Here is a 14,699-nt window from a genome sequence, read left to right as displayed (position 1 = left end):
CATGTGAGCTTAGGGAAGAACAAGACTCCTGCTATGGTGATCGGGCTATATCATCGACCGCTTTCCATGCTGGAGTTGCTTTCACTACGGGGCTTTCACTCCCTCACGATTTAACTGACCAGTGCCACAAAAGTGTGACAACACTTTTGTGGATTGGTATTACTTAGAGTCAATTTGAATAAAAATATGTCATAATTCCAAATTGCGATTCTAAACAATACTACAGCTAGCATAGGGATAATATGGCTATCCAAGGAAAACTGGAACTAACGATTAAGATCAACGAGCTTCCTGTCGATGTAAAAACTGATAAGAACGGTTGGAAATCTTTCAGTTTAGACTGCGATGGACGGATTTTTCATGTGCATGTTAAACCTAAAGTATTCAAGAAATTGGAAGATGCCCAAGCGAACTTTCCCCATTGGGTAGCAGCGATCGGTGGCAAGTTTGGTGAAATGACCGAAAGGGGATTCGTTCTTGCCGAGCCAAGCGTGCAGGTTTTCGAGAAAAAGCCCAAGGAAACCAAACCTCAAGAAGCTGAAGCGATCGCAACCTAATTACCCCAACTTAAGAAATGGCGTAGCCATTTCTTACATAAAAAAGAAGATGAGTGGCAGCGCAAAGCGCTGCCACTCATCTTTGGGGTTGCAAACCGTTGCTATAAAGTTAGGCTGAAAATTGTCCGTAGCTAGGTAAGAGCGTAACCTGAAACCAATGTTGAAAAATAACCTGCACAGTCTGTTGCATTTCACTAACACCTAGGGGTTTAAGCATATAACAGTTAGCCCCATAGCGATAACAGGTTTGAATATCTTGGTAACTATTAGAAGTAGTCAGCACAATAATTGGAATTGGTTGCAAATGACTTGATTGCTTAACCCGATGGATGACTTCTCTGCCGTCGGTATTGGGGAGATTGAGATCGAGCAAAATGGCAACGGGCAGAGGGGCTTGCAGTCCTTGGTAATCACCTTGACGGAATAGATAATCAAGGGCTTCATCTCCATCCTGAAATCGCACGATATTATACAGCGATCGCTCTAGCAAATGTAATTTTTGAGTAGCACGCAAAAAACTGTAGAAATCCTCGTCACTGTCTTCGATGATCGCAATTACGGGATGGATGACATCTTCCCAAGGAGAGTTTAATAGCCTTTGCATGGATAATTATAGGGATTCTTGAATTGGTAAGGTAAATAAAAACGTAGTTCCTTGTCCGTAGATAGACTGTACTTTAATCGTTCCTCCATGACGTTCGATAATTTTTTTGACAATAGTTAACCCTGCACCAGTACCACCTCCATATTTGCTAGGGGCATGCAAACGCTTAAATATGCGAAATACTGTTTCAAGATGCTTATCACGAATACCAATGCCATTATCGCGAATCAAAATCGTCACAAATCTTGGGGTTGGCTCCTGATTTTCCTCACTATGTTCTGGCTTAGGGACGATCTGCCAGTCAATTTCCACCCATTTCCGAGGCTGGTCGTTGTATTTAAATGCATTGGAAATGAGATTGGTAAAGATCTCTTCGAGCAAAATCCGATCTCCTAATACCGTTGGTAGCGATCGGATTTTGCGAATTTCGCAGTTTTGCCATTGAGGATTCATCGCCAATAACTCGCTCACATTACCTAACAGCGGATCAAGAGCGATCGGTGACATTTGTAATTCCTGTCGTCCCAATCGAGAGAACTTCAACAAAGAGTCAATCAAAGCCTCCATCCGTTTTGTGAGTCTCACTAGGGTATTGAGCTTGTCAGCACCATCATCTTGCAGGATTGAACCGTAGTCCTCTAATAAAAAAGTTGCATAGTTATGAATGCCGCGCAAAGGTTCCTTTAAGTCATGGGAAGCAATATAGGCAAAGGCATCAAGTTCGCTATTGCTGCGTTCCAGTTCTAGATTAATATGGGCGAGATCTTCTGCTTGGCGAATCGCAATGTCCACGATCGCCTGTCGAAGTTCGATCGCTCCTGCTATTTCGCAGTCCAACCAAGGTTGCGATCGCCCCGTTACTATTTCTTGCCATGCTTCAAACGACTTACGCGGAAAGATCGTCATCGTCCCATCGGACTCTAGACGCTTGGGTTTGTCAGGGTTTCCCGCCCAAGTAACCGTTTGTGGGAGTTCAGGACGAAACCATAATACGTAGCGATGCTGAATCTTGGAGATTGCCATAGCTAGCAGCCCCGCAGCTACAGCTTGGCAATCATCCGCACTTGGATACAGAGAGGGAAGATTGTCAGTGACAAAAATATCCTGTTTGAACTGCTTGGGCAACCAAGACAATAGCGATTTTAGCCAATCTAGTTGTGGCGTTTGACCAATCATGGTGATATCGTCGCCTTCACATACCGCCGCTCCCTGAGCCCCGACGAGATTTAATAGGGTCTCAGGTTCCGCAATTAGTTCCTGTACAAAATTATTAGCTTTGCTCAGTCGTTCTACAAATTGACTTTGAATGTTTTTGAGTTGAAGCTTGTAATCGAGGTTTTCGTTGGCTTCTTTATTGGCTAATTCGGTAGACATGAGCTGTCCTAAAAACTCACAAACCGTACGAATTTCGTAAGGAATAAATATTGGATTGTTATGGTGACAGGCGATTAAACCCCAGAGATTTTGCTTCTGAATTAAAGAAATAGTGAGGGATGCTGCTACGCCCATATTTTTGAGATATTCAATGTGAATGGGCGATACCGATCGCAGGCAACAATGGCTCATATCAAGAGGATGCGCCGCTATTTCCTTGATTTGCGAACTAGGGATTAATGGACTGGGACGGTAATCCATATTGGGAATTAATCGTAGCCAGTTCAGTTTATAGAGTTCCTTAGCTTGTTTGGGGATATCGGAGTCGGGATAGCGTAGCCCAAGAAATGATTCTTGATCGGGTTGTTTAACTTCGGCAATGATATTACCGTCACCACTCTCATTAAAGCGATAGATCATTACGCGATCGCAGCCTGTGATGTCTCGAATTTCGCGCACGATCAGATCGCACAATTCTCCTAAATTTTGAGCCGCTTGAATTTTAGTAAGGGTTTTCTTAATTTGATGATAAAAATGAAAAAATTCCCGATCGGTACTATTAGTGATCGGTTCTAGTTCGAGGATGATTTCGCCACTGATGGCACGATGCACGATTCCATTAAAATTTCGTGTCGCATCTTCCGCAGTAGCAAAGCTAATGGCTAAGGGATTAATATGCTCGAAACTGCGGTCTAAGCATTTACTAATGTCTTCAAGGCGATCGCTACTAATAAAATCAGCCAATGGGCAATCGAGGAGATCTTCGGCTGCTATTCCCACAATCTCAAGGCTATTTGCGCTGACCTGAGCGATTTTGAAATCGGGTTCTGTGAGTACCACCAGTAATCCGTGAGGCTGAATCGATTGCGGTATATGGATGGGTTCGCGATCGCAATTAGTTAAGTCAACGGCTTCTATTTCACTGATGGCATTATAATTAACAGAACTATAGATATTATTTTGGGTGGGTTGCATCGCAGGTAAACTCATTGACTGGTGATATCTAAACTGTCTGATTAGGTTTGAATATTTTCATATTTTAGATTTTGCCCCCCCACTTCCCTTTGCTAATTATAGCTCTTACCGCTCAAAAGCCCAAATATGGATGGCGGTGCGAAGCGCCGCCATCCATATTTGGGCTTTACTTCGACTCCGCTCAGCCAAAGTTAGCTGAGCGGAGTCCAAGCCATAGGTATTTTAATTAAGTAGCTAGGCATAATTAAAAACCAAAACCAGAGAGCATACCGCCCACTGCGCGGGTGGTATGCTCTTCTGGGTTTTAAATTTATACCAATTCACGAAAGTGTGACAACACTTTTGCGAATTAAACACCAAACCCAGTAAGGTTTTGAGATTCCCAAAATGGCGTTGCCATTTTGGGAATTGGTATTACTTATGCCTAGCTACTTAATAGCAAGTCCCTTACTACAAATTTTAAAAAATGACCTTTAAACATTGGCTTAACGTAATTGGCATCGGTGAAGATGGTTTGTCAGGATTAAGTACCTCAGCCCGATCGCTAATCGATCACGCCGAAATTTTGGTAGGTGGCGATCGCCATTTAAAAATGCTACCAGAATTGCCAGAGGATCGACGATCGCGCCTTGTTTGGTCAACGCCAATTGAGACAAGCATTCAGCAAATTATGAATTTACGCGGTAAATCCGTATGCGTCTTAGCCAGTGGCGATCCCCTTTGGTTTGGTATTGGGACGACTTTATTAAAAAGAATTCCCATAGAAGAAGTTGCCGTCATTCCATCAACTTCCACTTTTAGCTTGATTTGTGCCCGATTGGGATGGTCATTGCATGAAGTAGAAACCTTGAGCCTCTGCGGTCGTCCTGCCTCACTTTTACAGCCCTATATCTATCCGAACGCTAAACTTCTCATTCTCAGCGCAGGCAAAGAAACGCCCCAGCTTGTCGCCAAGATTTTATGCGATCGCTACTTCAGCAATAGCAAGATTACTATTCTTGAACATCTTAACGGAACGAAGGAGCGGATTATTGCGACTTTTGCCCATCAATATCAGGATTTTCCCGAATTCGCCGATCTAAATGCGATCGCTGTGGAATGCATTCCCCAGACTGAAGCAAGAATTTTATCGCGGATGGTCGGACTTCCCGATGAAGCCTATCTCCATGACGGGCAGTTAACCAAACGCGAAGTTCGCGCCATCACGCTATCAGCCCTTGCTCCCAATGCAGGCGAGATGCTGTGGGATGTGGGAGCTGGTTGTGGTTCGATTGGGATTGAATGGATGCGGAGCCATCCCCGCTGTCAGGCGATCGCTATCGAAAAATTGCGTACCCATTTTATTGCGGAAAATGCGATCGCTCTCGGTACACCTCACCTAAAAATCATCGAAGGCAAAGCCCCCGAAATTTTGCAAGGGCTACCGACCCCAGATGCCATCTTTATCGGTGGTGGCGCAACTGTCCCCGATCTGTTAGAGACTTGTTGGGCAAGTTTGCCATCTCAGGGGCGCATTGTGGCTAATGTTGTCACCCTTGAAGGCGAACAGAAATTATTTCAATGGCAGCAACAATATGGCGGGACGCTTACCCAAATTTCCATCGGTCGTGCCGAGGCGATTGGAACGTTTAGGGGCTGGAAGCCGATGAGACCCGTAACGCAGTGGAAAGTCATCAAGCCTTAGGTTTGGGGGCGATCGCCCCCAAAGCTAAGGCTTGATAGCTATTTTCGATCAAAAGAACCGCAAGAAACTTTTTGAAAGTGTTGCTTTGCAACACTTTCAAAAAGTTTCTTGGTTTGGATTTGAGCGCAAAGTGCTGTAATACCAAATCACAAAATGGCGTAGCCATTTTGTGATTTGGTATAAAACCCAAAATATTGTTGCTGTGCTCCGCGCAGAAACAATATTTTGGGTTTTAATATTACAAAAGATTACCAAGCAATCTTTTGTAATATTTGAGATGTAAAAAAATTGATTTTCAGCGTCATTTTTACGGAATACTTATACAGATTATTTAAAAAGTTTTGAAATGCGATCGCCCGATCGCGATCGCTAGGATGATTTTGATATGAAAAGTTTAGATATTAATTCTGCCAACCCTAACCTAAGCGTTGACGAATATCAGCGAGTAACAATTGAGTTTGCTGGCGGCAATCATTCCAACAGAATGGCAAGAGGTGCTGCTGCGTATAAGGTAACAGTTCCGTATAGTTCCCTTTCCCAGAGATTGCAAGCAATCCATCGGTCTGGTGGCAAAATTATCAAAATATCTATTCCAAGACTGCAACTCAATCCTCTAACGACCGATCCTATATCTGGGGTTGAAGTTGCGCCATTCAGTCCTTCCACTCCTGCGATTGCGATCGAAGAACAAACTGAACAAAACGAACAAACTGAACAAACGATAGAAGCTACGATAGAAGCTCTAGACGTTCCCATAGAAGTTCTCACCGAAGAACCATCAGAAATCCCTCTAGAACTCTCCCCAGAAAGCGATAAAGAGATTAATGAAGAAATCGCGCCTATTGAGGAAGTTGCTGAAGATTTTGCCGTTAAACTCGAAGAATTTACCGAACCAGTTTCTCAACAATCTTCTGAAGAATTTACCGAACCAATTTCTCAACAATCTCCTGAACCAATTGGAGAAGATAACCTTGAAGTCATTGCTCTTGAAGCCGTTACTCCTGAAGTCATTGCTGAAGCTGTCTCCGAAACGATTTCTGAAAGTATTCCCGACATTGTTCCCGAAAGACTTTCTGAAAGTATTGCCGACGTTGTTCCCGAAGTAATTTCTGAAAGTATCCCAGAAGTAATTTCTAAAAGCATCCCTGAAGTAGTTTCTGAAAGCAATCTTGAAATTAAAGCTGAAATCATCTCAGAAGCAGCAGTATCTATTGCAGAGAAAGAAGATTTACCCGTAGATTCGCCTGCAAATTCACCTACAAATTTAGACTCTAAACCCAAAAAATCACGAGCTTCCAGCAAAACGAGTAATGGCTTTAATAAACAGGAGCCGATCGCGCAAGCTAAACCCAAAAAGTCAAGGGCTTCCAGCAAAACTGGTCGTGGGTTTAGTAAACAAGGAGCCCTTACTCAAGGGAGCGAGCCTGAAGCGATCGCGGAAATTGCGATCGCGGCAACATCTGTAAACATATCAGAACCAGCGATCGAACCAATTATAGAACCGATCGCCGAACCAGTTGTCGAACCAATTGCTGATATCGAGCCAATTGCAGAAGTTATAGAACCAATTATCGAGCCTATTTTAGAGCCGATCGCGGAACCAATTGCAGAAATTGCAGAAGTTATAGAACCAGTTGTCGAGCCTGTATTAGAGCCGATTGCGGAAATTACAGAAATTGCCGAGCCTGTATTAGAGCCGATTGCAGAAATTGCAGAAATTGCAGAACCTGTTTTAGAGCCAATTGTCGAACCGATTACTGAAATTACAGAACCAATTGTCGAACCTGTGTTAGAGCCGATTGCTGAACCAATTGCTGAAATTACAGAACCGACTATTTTAGAACCAATTGCTGAACCAGTTGTCGAACCGATTGCTGAAATCACAGAACCGACTATTTTAGAACCAATTGCCGAACCAGTTGTCGAGCCAATTGCCGAAGCTACTGTTACCGAACAAGCGACCCATCACCTTCCCGAAGCCCCTAGTGAACTTCCTGTTGAGGGGATTTTAGAAAATGCACTAAAAACAGCCATTGAAACAGCCATTGAAACAACTATTGAAACAACTATTGAGAATGATGTTAAAGAAACTGTAACAGTTTCAGAAGTTGAATCTGTCAAACCATTGGAAGCAGCAGCCCCATTACCAAAATCGAAAAAGTCTAAGACCTCCAGTAAAGCAGGTAGTGGTTTTAATAAGCCCAAAGGCGATCCCCAAGTTCCGCGATCGCAGAAACCCAAAGGTTAGGGATTTGCTACTAATTATAGCTGCCGCCAACTGTATCAGGACATAAACCAAAGATAGTTGCGGCGCTCCGCGCCGCAACTATCTTTGGGGTTTTGATTTTGTCCTAACAAAACTGGCGACAGCTATAAAATACCTGTGGCTTCGACTCCGCTCAGCAAACAGTTATACAAAATTACAAAATGGCTACGCCATTTTGTAATTTTAAAACGCTTACTGGTTTTGGTTTTTAATTCCCAAAAGTGTAGCCACACTTTTGGGAATTGGTATTACTCGATCGCGCGGAGTTTAGTTACCTTGAGGGTGAATTTACCACCACTACTACCACCAAAAGATGAAACGCGAATGGTGTATTTCCCCGATTGACGGACTTTAAAAAAGATCGATGAGTTGGTAGTATCGCTTGCCACATCATCATTTTCCGTAATTACATCACCCTTGCTATCCAACAGGCTTAATACAGTGTCAAAGGCTTGCGATTCCACATTAATTTCTAGCCGCTCATCCTTCTGAACATCAATCAGGTAATCGCGGGCAAATCCTTTTTGACCTGTGGGAATATCTTTTTCAGTTAGGATGTCATTGATTTCAGCACCACTATTAATAGAGATCGGTTTGTAAGACGATATCGGGATTTGCGCTAATGACTGGGGAATAAAATTGACTGCTGAAATTGCGATCGCGCCTAATCCAGAGATGATCATAGGGGAAAACACATATCTCCGAACTGATTTTACTAGAGAATTATGACTGTCAAATAATTTAAGCTGCTTCACGAAACTTCTTTTAATTCAGAGAATGTTAATTGTAACTGAGTAGATTCTACTGTGGAATTAGACGAACCATTAGTAAATGCTATTTCTTTACTGGTTGGGGCTTTAGCCGTTGGGACTTTAGCCGTTGGGGCTTTAATTGTGGGCACGATCTGAATCTTGCCATAAAATTCTGTCTGGAATAGCTCAACCTTTGACTGAGAAGACATGAGCAATAACCCCCAAAATACCCCCACGCGATCATTAAATACTTCAGCGAGATCGGATATCTCAATCTCTTCATCGGGATGGAGCAAAAAATAATGCTCGATTTCCGTAACCATCTCCGACAAATTTTCCTTGTGAGCGAGCTGGGCGATCGCTTTCATGGCGGCACGTCTTGCCACCTTACCTTGCATTTGGCGTTTAGCAGGCTTGCTAGTTTTGCGATCTACGATCTCAGCGATCGATTCGATCTGTGCGATCAGTTCCTCTAGGGTGATCCGCCTCGCTTTGGGAGGCAAAGCTACGGGCAAACGGCGCAAGCGTTTATCAAAATCCATTGGCAGCCGCATCGAGTCAGAAACAACCTCAGAATCTAAATTATCCAGATCTGGGTCATCATCGGTTTCTTGATCGTAGGCAGCTTGACTGTCCGATAGGGAGTTTGCCTTGAGTAAAACCAGCATTGATGCATAAAGCATCGCCTGTCCTGAGTCGTACAAATCGCGGCGATCGCTCACAATTAACCGTGACAGAAAGCGATCGACCACATCGATCACCTGTACGTCCCAAGGATCGATCTCGCCTCGTTCTGCAAGGTCGATGAGTAGGGCAATGGCATCTTTGGTAACTGATTCGGCGATCGATAGAGTCATGGAGCTTACGAGAAGCGGATGCTTAAAAATATCATCGATTGCGATGAAATAACAAATCTCTTTAGCTTTTTATGTCTTCTAAGTAGCTAGGTATAATTAAAAACTAAAACCAGAGAGCGTACCGCCTGCTACGCGGGCGGTACGCTCTTCTAGGTTTTATAGCTATCGCCAAATGTGCTAGGACATAAACTCCAAGAATTGACTGGCGGCGCGAAGCGCCGCCAGTCAATTCTTGGAGTTTATGTCCTCATTCAAGTGACTGTAGCTATACCAATTAACGAAAGTGTTGTCACACTTTCGTTAATTAAAAAACAAATCCAGTAAGGTTTTGAGATTCCCAAAATGGCGTTGCCATTTTGGGAGTTGGTATAACATTGGCTGAGCGAAGTCGAAGCCACCTATAAAACCCTAAGACCTGCGACGCACGCTGCGCGTGCGTCGCAGGTCTTAAATCTGGATTTTGATTATGCTGAGGTACTTGTACCTTAAAAATTAACTTTTAAAAGTTGATTTTTAAAAATTAATTTTTAGATTTATCTTCATCAATTTCCACATCGATCGCTGAGGCGGAAACTAACCGCTTGCGCTCTTCAATCTCGACGCTCAAATTCTGTACGGTTTCTTGCAAATTCTGAATCTGCACATTTTTATTACGCATTTCAATTGATTTTTGCAATCCCGACCAAACACTAAAGATCCAAGCTAGTACTGCGCCTAATCCCATGGCTAAAATTAGTTCGACAGAGATCGGTGCGGCAACTTTAAGCTGGGGAATAATTTGAATGGATGCTGGCGAAGTATTTTCTAAAGCAAATAATACTAAGGCAAGGGCAACGCTAAAAAAGACAACGAAATTGATTTGACGCACGAGAATTACACCTCAATTCTATACTCTTAGCTAATGGTTTATCAGACAACGCTGATAATGTCTACAACAATTAAATATAAAACCCCAAGCCCTATAGCACACGCACAGCGTGTGCTATAGGGCTTGGGGTTTTAATTATACTGAGGTACTTAGCCCGTACTTTTACAGTACTTTTACAGTACTTTTACAGTTAAGTTTCTAAACAGAAGCTTTTGCGGCGGTTTTGCGAACGCCAGATATTTTGGCATGATTGTGCTTGATTTCTTCTTCGGTCAAAGGCACGATATCAATATGATTAAATAGGGTTGTAACAAAGGTAAACAGCAAAAATGGTAGCGATGTTACGACAATTAAGCCAACTGCGCCGAAGGAATAAACTGGTTTGCTCATTAGGGACAAAGCCGAAGCTAGAGCCACAAAAATAACTCCCAGCCAAACAATTACTTGACCCAAAATATCGCTAAGGGTAAGGGTACAAACAAAGCGGTATTTACCAATATCGTTCATCATATAATTTCACCAGTCAAGCTAGTTTTTAAAGTTTTATTAAATAAAAAATTTCAAGTTATTAATTCACAGTATACGAACCTTCCTTGAGGTTTTGGGTTACGTTTTATTGAGAATTTCAAAGCACGATCGCTATCTTGGGGATTATAGCTACCGCCACCCTTGTTAGAACAAAATTAAAGCCGCAAAGAGGGTTGCTGCGCGGAGCGCGGCAACCCTCTTTGCGGCTTTATGTCCTGATAAAGTTGACAGTAGCTATAACATCACCAAATTTTGGATAAAAATTATGTGGGAAGAAATTGCGATCACTATTTCGCAAGCAACAGGTGAAAAATTTAATGTCGATCGCTGTCAGGCAAAGTCGGGCGGATGCATTAACCAAGCGAATATGCTATCCGATGGCAAACGGCAATTTTTTGTAAAAACGAATATTGCAAATTGTTTAGATATGTTTGTTGCCGAGGCGATCGCTTTAAAGCAAATGCATGGAACTAAGACGATGCGTGTACCGCAGCCCATTTGCTGGGGAACTGTGGGGGAAACTGCTTATTTAGTGATGGAAAATCTTGAATTGGGCGGTAATCAAGATTGGGAAGCAATGGGTCGAAATCTAGCGGCAATGCATCGAGTAACTAGCGATCGCGGGTTTGGGTGGGATCGCAATAATACCATCGGTGCTACGCCGCAGATTAACAACTGGACGAACGATTGGATTGATTTTTGGCGGGAATATCGGCTCGCTTTTCAAATTCGTTTGGCAAAGCGTAAAGGTTGGCGGTGCGCCGTACCCGAAGAAAAAATCTATGAGGCTATCCCTAAATTTTTTCGAAATTATCAGCCACAACCCGCAATGGTGCATGGCGATCTCTGGGGTGGAAATGCTGCCTTTGTCAATGGTGAGCCTGTGATTTTTGACCCTGCGCTCTATTTTGGCGATCGCGAAGTTGATCTTGCTATGACCGAATTATTTGGTGGATTCCCTGCTCAGTTTTATCGCGCCTACAATGGGGCTTATCCCCTTGATGCGGGCTACAGAGAGCGCAAAAATCTCTACAATCTCTATCACATTCTCAATCATTTCAATCTCTTTGGTGGCGGCTACGGTTCCCAAGCTAGTCGGATGATTGAGAGTATCTGCCCATAAGAAGGAGCGCTTTGCGCTCTTTCTTATGGGTATTTTAAGCGTTTGCTTCTTGTTCGCTTTCGATTAAAGGCGATCGCAAACAGAGGTAAATCAATGCGCCGACTAGGGGAACGAGGGCAATGAATGTAAAAAAGCGATCGCTACTCATGCCGCGTCTTTCCATGTCATCGCTAAGCAACCAAGGAAATAGTAGTGACAACATACAGAAATCTAAAGTCATGACATGGATAAATCGGCTAGTTTGCCATTGCTGAACAAAATCTGCCCAGTTGCCATTGGCGAATCCATAGAACAAAAAGTAACTTGCGATCGCGGTCAGCCCAATCCCTGTCCAGCGTGACTCTAAGGCGGAAATCAGTCGAGTCTTTTTGCCGATAAAGGTGGGATTTGGTTCGCGCAGGGCGAAGTAGGGAAGTAGGGTAAAGGCTCCTGCCAAAAATGAGAGGCTAGCAAATAGCCAAGCGGGTACTTTTTGTCCGCGTCCGTCGCTGGCTAGCATACAGGCATAGATGAAGGGAAATATGCCCATGAGGTTAAAGAGGGCAACGATCAAGGCATTTGTGCCTTGCCAGTCTCCCGTACTCAATTTTTGAATTAGTTGCAAGGTGTCGGGGCGATCGGGTGGCGCAAAGATGAAGGCATAGACCGAAAATAAAATCCAAATCAACCAAAATCCAAGTTTATTAGGCATAAATCAAATAGTCGCTTACTAGTCCTATTAAAACCTAGAAGGAGTTTTGGTGATAAGTAGCGATCATCTTGGTCAGTTTATTTAGTGCAAAATCAAATTAGAGACTTTGGTATAATTTCATATAAGTTGATCCTATGCCCTAGACAGCTATGACTATCCAAAAGATTCGCGAACAAGTTCTAGATTTAACTGAAGATGAGCGTTGGGAGTTGATCGATATATTAATGAAATCGCTAAGAACAAAACCCCCATTAGCTATCAAAAATCGCGGTATTGCTGCGAGTTTAGTAGGTATTGCTAAGACTGATGCACCTGCTCCTACGGATGAAGAAGTTAAAGCTATTTTAGAAACAAGGTTGTTGCAGAAGTAGCTTTATGAAGGTCTTATTTGATACGAATGTTTTATTAGATGCTCTTCTAGTTCGTGTTCCCTTTGCCGAAAATGCTGCTTATCTACTAGAGGCTGTGGAAATAGCTAAGATTCAAGGATTTATTTCAGCAACTACCATCACAGACATTTATTATTTGGTCAAGCGTCATACTAAAAATGCTGAAACAGCGAGCGCGACGATTTCTAAATTATTGATTTTGATGGAAGTTTGTTTAGTTGATCGTGGAGTTATTCAACAGGCTATCGATCTAAATTTGACTGATTTTGAGGATGCTGTTCAGGTTGCAGCGGCGATGGAAGCAAGATTAGATGCGATCGTTACTCGTGATGTTGCAGGTTTTATCGGTTCTCCAATATTGGTAATGTCACCAGAAGAATTGGTAAACCAGTTAGGTCAATAGAATTCAGTTTTGCCATTCCTTTTCGATGCGCTCTAGGTCTTTGATTGCGCCGAGTTGTTGATAGATGGTTTTGGCTTTGTCGTAATATTGCTGAGCAAGGGGGAGATTGCCACGTTGTTTTTCAAGCAGGGCAAAATCAAAATTTCCTTCGGCTATAAGATATAAACCGCCTAATTCAGTTCTTAATTGCAAAGATTGCCGATAGAGAGATTTCGCTGCATCCCAGTTGCCACGATTGCGCTCGATGTCTCCCAATTGTCCCCAAGAAGTTGCTATACCCGCGCGATCGCCTAATTCAGTTCTTAATTGTAAAGATTGCCGATAGAGAGATTCCGCCGCATCCCAGTTGCCACGATTGCGCTCGATGTCTCCCAATACTCCCCAAGAAGTTGCCATACCCGCGCGATCGCCTAATTCTTGTTTAACTGCTAAACATTGCCTGTAGAGAGATTCCGCCGCATCCCAGTTGCCACGATTGCGCTCGATGTCTCCCAATACTCCCCAAGAACTTGCCATACCCGCGCGATCGCCTAATTCCGTACGCAATTGCAAAGATTGCCTGAAGAGAGATTCCGCCGCATCCCAGTTGCCACGCTTGCGCTCGATGTCTCCCAATACTCCCCAAATTTCAGCCATACCCGCGCGATCGCCTAATTCAGTTCTCAATTGCAAAGATTCTTTATAAAGAGATTCCGATTTGTCCCAATAGCCTAAGAATCTATACATATAGCCCAAATTGCTGAGAGCATAAGCTAAGTCAGATTTGCGATTAAATCTTTTTTGTAATTCTAAAGCCTTATTAAGATAGGTTTCCGCCAACTCAATCTCATGCTTTAAGTTTTCCGTTTCACCTTTCCATACTCGTTCAGCATAATCTCTTCCTAATTGAGCATAAATTGGTTCAATATTTGCGCTATCCTCCCCCCAAATTGCTAATGCTTCTGCTAGAGAAGCTTCTAATTGTTTAATCGAAAGAACCGAACTTGATTTTTGAGGATTATCGATTGGCTTGAATATCGGATCTTTGTCAGAATCATTAATTGGCAAATCCAACTTCGCAAAGCCAAACTTAAACGTCCCACCACTACGCCAACTCCAAAAATCGGGCGCTTTTTTGGCAACTTCCACTAATACCGCTGAAGGCAACCACAACACAATCGGCAAAGGATAACCCCGCAAAGCCTCCCGCGTCCATTGTAAATAGCCAAGAAAACTATCTAACTTTTCGCGATTTGTACCCCAAGAATTTAACTTCTCGGCTCCCAATACCGTCGCGATCGCCTGTTGATTCATCTCAATCTGCCCATCGATCAAAGCCTGCAACAAACTCGGCTCATCAGGATTTAACGCCAACCGATAGCCCCGCACTCCCTGCGCTCCTAACTCATCCTCATAGCGTCGGATGATCTCCTGCCGCATTGCCGAGTTATCACATACCGCCAGCAAAACCTGCAAAGTTCCCAAGCCAGCTTCAAGGGATACGACCAAGCGATCGTAAACATTGGCATTTTCTTCATTGAGAACGATTAAGTCAGACATTTTCTCTTGCTACATTTAAGGGCTTCGATCCCCCCCAGCCCTGCCTTTACAAGGGGGATTGAGGGGGATCAATTCTTCCTCCCCCTTTT

At 43.3% G+C, this 14,699-nt stretch carries 15 protein-coding genes; 7 read left to right on the top strand and 8 right to left on the bottom strand.

The window, feature by feature from the left end:
• Positions 1-242: 242 nt before the first annotated feature.
• Positions 243-557: a fertility inhibition FinO-like protein gene (locus tag PseudUWO310_RS10945; RefSeq protein WP_142601065.1), complete on the top strand. Its 315-nt coding sequence runs from the start codon at positions 243-245 to the stop codon at positions 555-557.
• Between the two features lie 109 nt (positions 558-666).
• Here the strand turns inward: PseudUWO310_RS10945 and PseudUWO310_RS10940 are convergent, their stop codons facing one another.
• Complete coding sequence (locus PseudUWO310_RS10940) at positions 667-1,161, bottom strand: response regulator (protein ID WP_142601062.1); 495 nt, start codon at positions 1,159-1,161, stop codon at positions 667-669.
• Positions 1,162-1,167: 6 nt separating this feature from the next.
• Positions 1,168-3,525, bottom strand: coding sequence for an ATP-binding protein (locus PseudUWO310_RS10935; RefSeq protein WP_223805620.1), 2,358 nt, complete (start codon positions 3,523-3,525; stop codon positions 1,168-1,170).
• A gap of 451 nt (positions 3,526-3,976) precedes the next feature.
• On the opposite strand from PseudUWO310_RS10935, the gene cbiE reads away from it, so the two are divergent.
• Both cbiE and PseudUWO310_RS10925 read left to right on the top strand, forming a co-directional pair.
• Positions 3,977-5,194: a precorrin-6y C5,15-methyltransferase (decarboxylating) subunit CbiE gene (gene cbiE / locus PseudUWO310_RS10930; protein ID WP_142601060.1), complete on the top strand. Its 1,218-nt coding sequence runs from the start codon at positions 3,977-3,979 to the stop codon at positions 5,192-5,194.
• A 385-nt stretch (positions 5,195-5,579) separates the two neighbouring features.
• Positions 5,580-7,442: a phycobilisome linker polypeptide gene (locus tag PseudUWO310_RS10925; RefSeq protein WP_142601058.1), complete on the top strand. Its 1,863-nt coding sequence runs from the start codon at positions 5,580-5,582 to the stop codon at positions 7,440-7,442.
• 266 nt (positions 7,443-7,708) lie between these two features.
• On the opposite strand, the gene PseudUWO310_RS10920 is transcribed toward PseudUWO310_RS10925, so the two are convergent.
• Positions 7,709-8,143, bottom strand: coding sequence for a PPC domain-containing protein (locus tag PseudUWO310_RS10920; protein ID WP_142601055.1), 435 nt, complete (start codon positions 8,141-8,143; stop codon positions 7,709-7,711).
• Between the two features lie 68 nt (positions 8,144-8,211).
• Positions 8,212-9,069, bottom strand: a complete 858-nt coding sequence (locus tag PseudUWO310_RS10915; RefSeq protein WP_142601053.1) for a segregation/condensation protein A — start codon at positions 9,067-9,069, stop codon at positions 8,212-8,214.
• Positions 9,070-9,243: 174 nt separating this feature from the next.
• On the opposite strand from PseudUWO310_RS10915, the gene PseudUWO310_RS22890 reads away from it, so the two are divergent.
• Positions 9,244-9,393 carry a hypothetical protein gene (locus PseudUWO310_RS22890; RefSeq protein WP_190315984.1) on the top strand — a complete coding sequence of 50 codons (150 nt, stop codon included), beginning with the start codon at positions 9,244-9,246 and terminating at the stop codon, positions 9,391-9,393.
• A gap of 196 nt (positions 9,394-9,589) precedes the next feature.
• Here PseudUWO310_RS22890 and PseudUWO310_RS10910 read toward each other — a convergent pair whose 3' ends face one another.
• Positions 9,590-9,937, bottom strand: a complete 348-nt coding sequence (locus PseudUWO310_RS10910; protein WP_142601050.1) for a LapA family protein — start codon at positions 9,935-9,937, stop codon at positions 9,590-9,592.
• A 198-nt stretch (positions 9,938-10,135) separates the two neighbouring features.
• A complete protein-coding gene (locus PseudUWO310_RS10905; protein ID WP_223805621.1) occupies positions 10,136-10,444 on the bottom strand; it encodes a hypothetical protein in 309 nt (102 codons plus the stop codon).
• Positions 10,445-10,730: 286 nt separating this feature from the next.
• Here PseudUWO310_RS10905 and PseudUWO310_RS10900 point away from each other — a divergent pair, with 286 nt between their 5' ends.
• Entirely contained in the window at positions 10,731-11,588 is an 858-nt protein-coding gene (locus PseudUWO310_RS10900; RefSeq protein WP_142601044.1) for a fructosamine kinase family protein, read from the top strand.
• A gap of 34 nt (positions 11,589-11,622) precedes the next feature.
• Here the strand turns inward: PseudUWO310_RS10900 and PseudUWO310_RS10895 are convergent, their stop codons facing one another.
• The gene (locus PseudUWO310_RS10895) at positions 11,623-12,279 is read right to left on the bottom strand and encodes a DUF2834 domain-containing protein (RefSeq protein ID WP_142601042.1); all 657 of its coding nucleotides are present in this window, start codon (positions 12,277-12,279) and stop codon (positions 11,623-11,625) included.
• A 149-nt stretch (positions 12,280-12,428) separates the two neighbouring features.
• Between PseudUWO310_RS10895 and PseudUWO310_RS10890 the strand changes: the two genes are divergently transcribed.
• Together PseudUWO310_RS10890 and PseudUWO310_RS10885 are read left to right on the top strand one after the other, a co-directional pair.
• A complete protein-coding gene (locus PseudUWO310_RS10890) occupies positions 12,429-12,650 on the top strand; it encodes a hypothetical protein (RefSeq protein ID WP_142601041.1) in 222 nt (73 codons plus the stop codon).
• A gap of 4 nt (positions 12,651-12,654) precedes the next feature.
• Positions 12,655-13,071, top strand: coding sequence for a PIN domain-containing protein (locus PseudUWO310_RS10885; protein WP_142601038.1), 417 nt, complete (start codon positions 12,655-12,657; stop codon positions 13,069-13,071).
• A gap of 3 nt (positions 13,072-13,074) precedes the next feature.
• Here the strand turns inward: PseudUWO310_RS10885 and PseudUWO310_RS10880 are convergent, their stop codons facing one another.
• Positions 13,075-14,610, bottom strand: a complete 1,536-nt coding sequence (locus PseudUWO310_RS10880) for a tetratricopeptide repeat protein (RefSeq protein WP_142601036.1) — start codon at positions 14,608-14,610, stop codon at positions 13,075-13,077.
• Positions 14,611-14,699 lie beyond the last annotated feature (89 nt).

The organism is Pseudanabaena sp. UWO310, from assembly GCF_006861605.1.
Lineage (GTDB): Bacteria > Cyanobacteriota > Cyanobacteriia > Pseudanabaenales > Pseudanabaenaceae > Pseudanabaena.
This window is presented reverse-complemented; position numbering and strand designations above follow the sequence as displayed.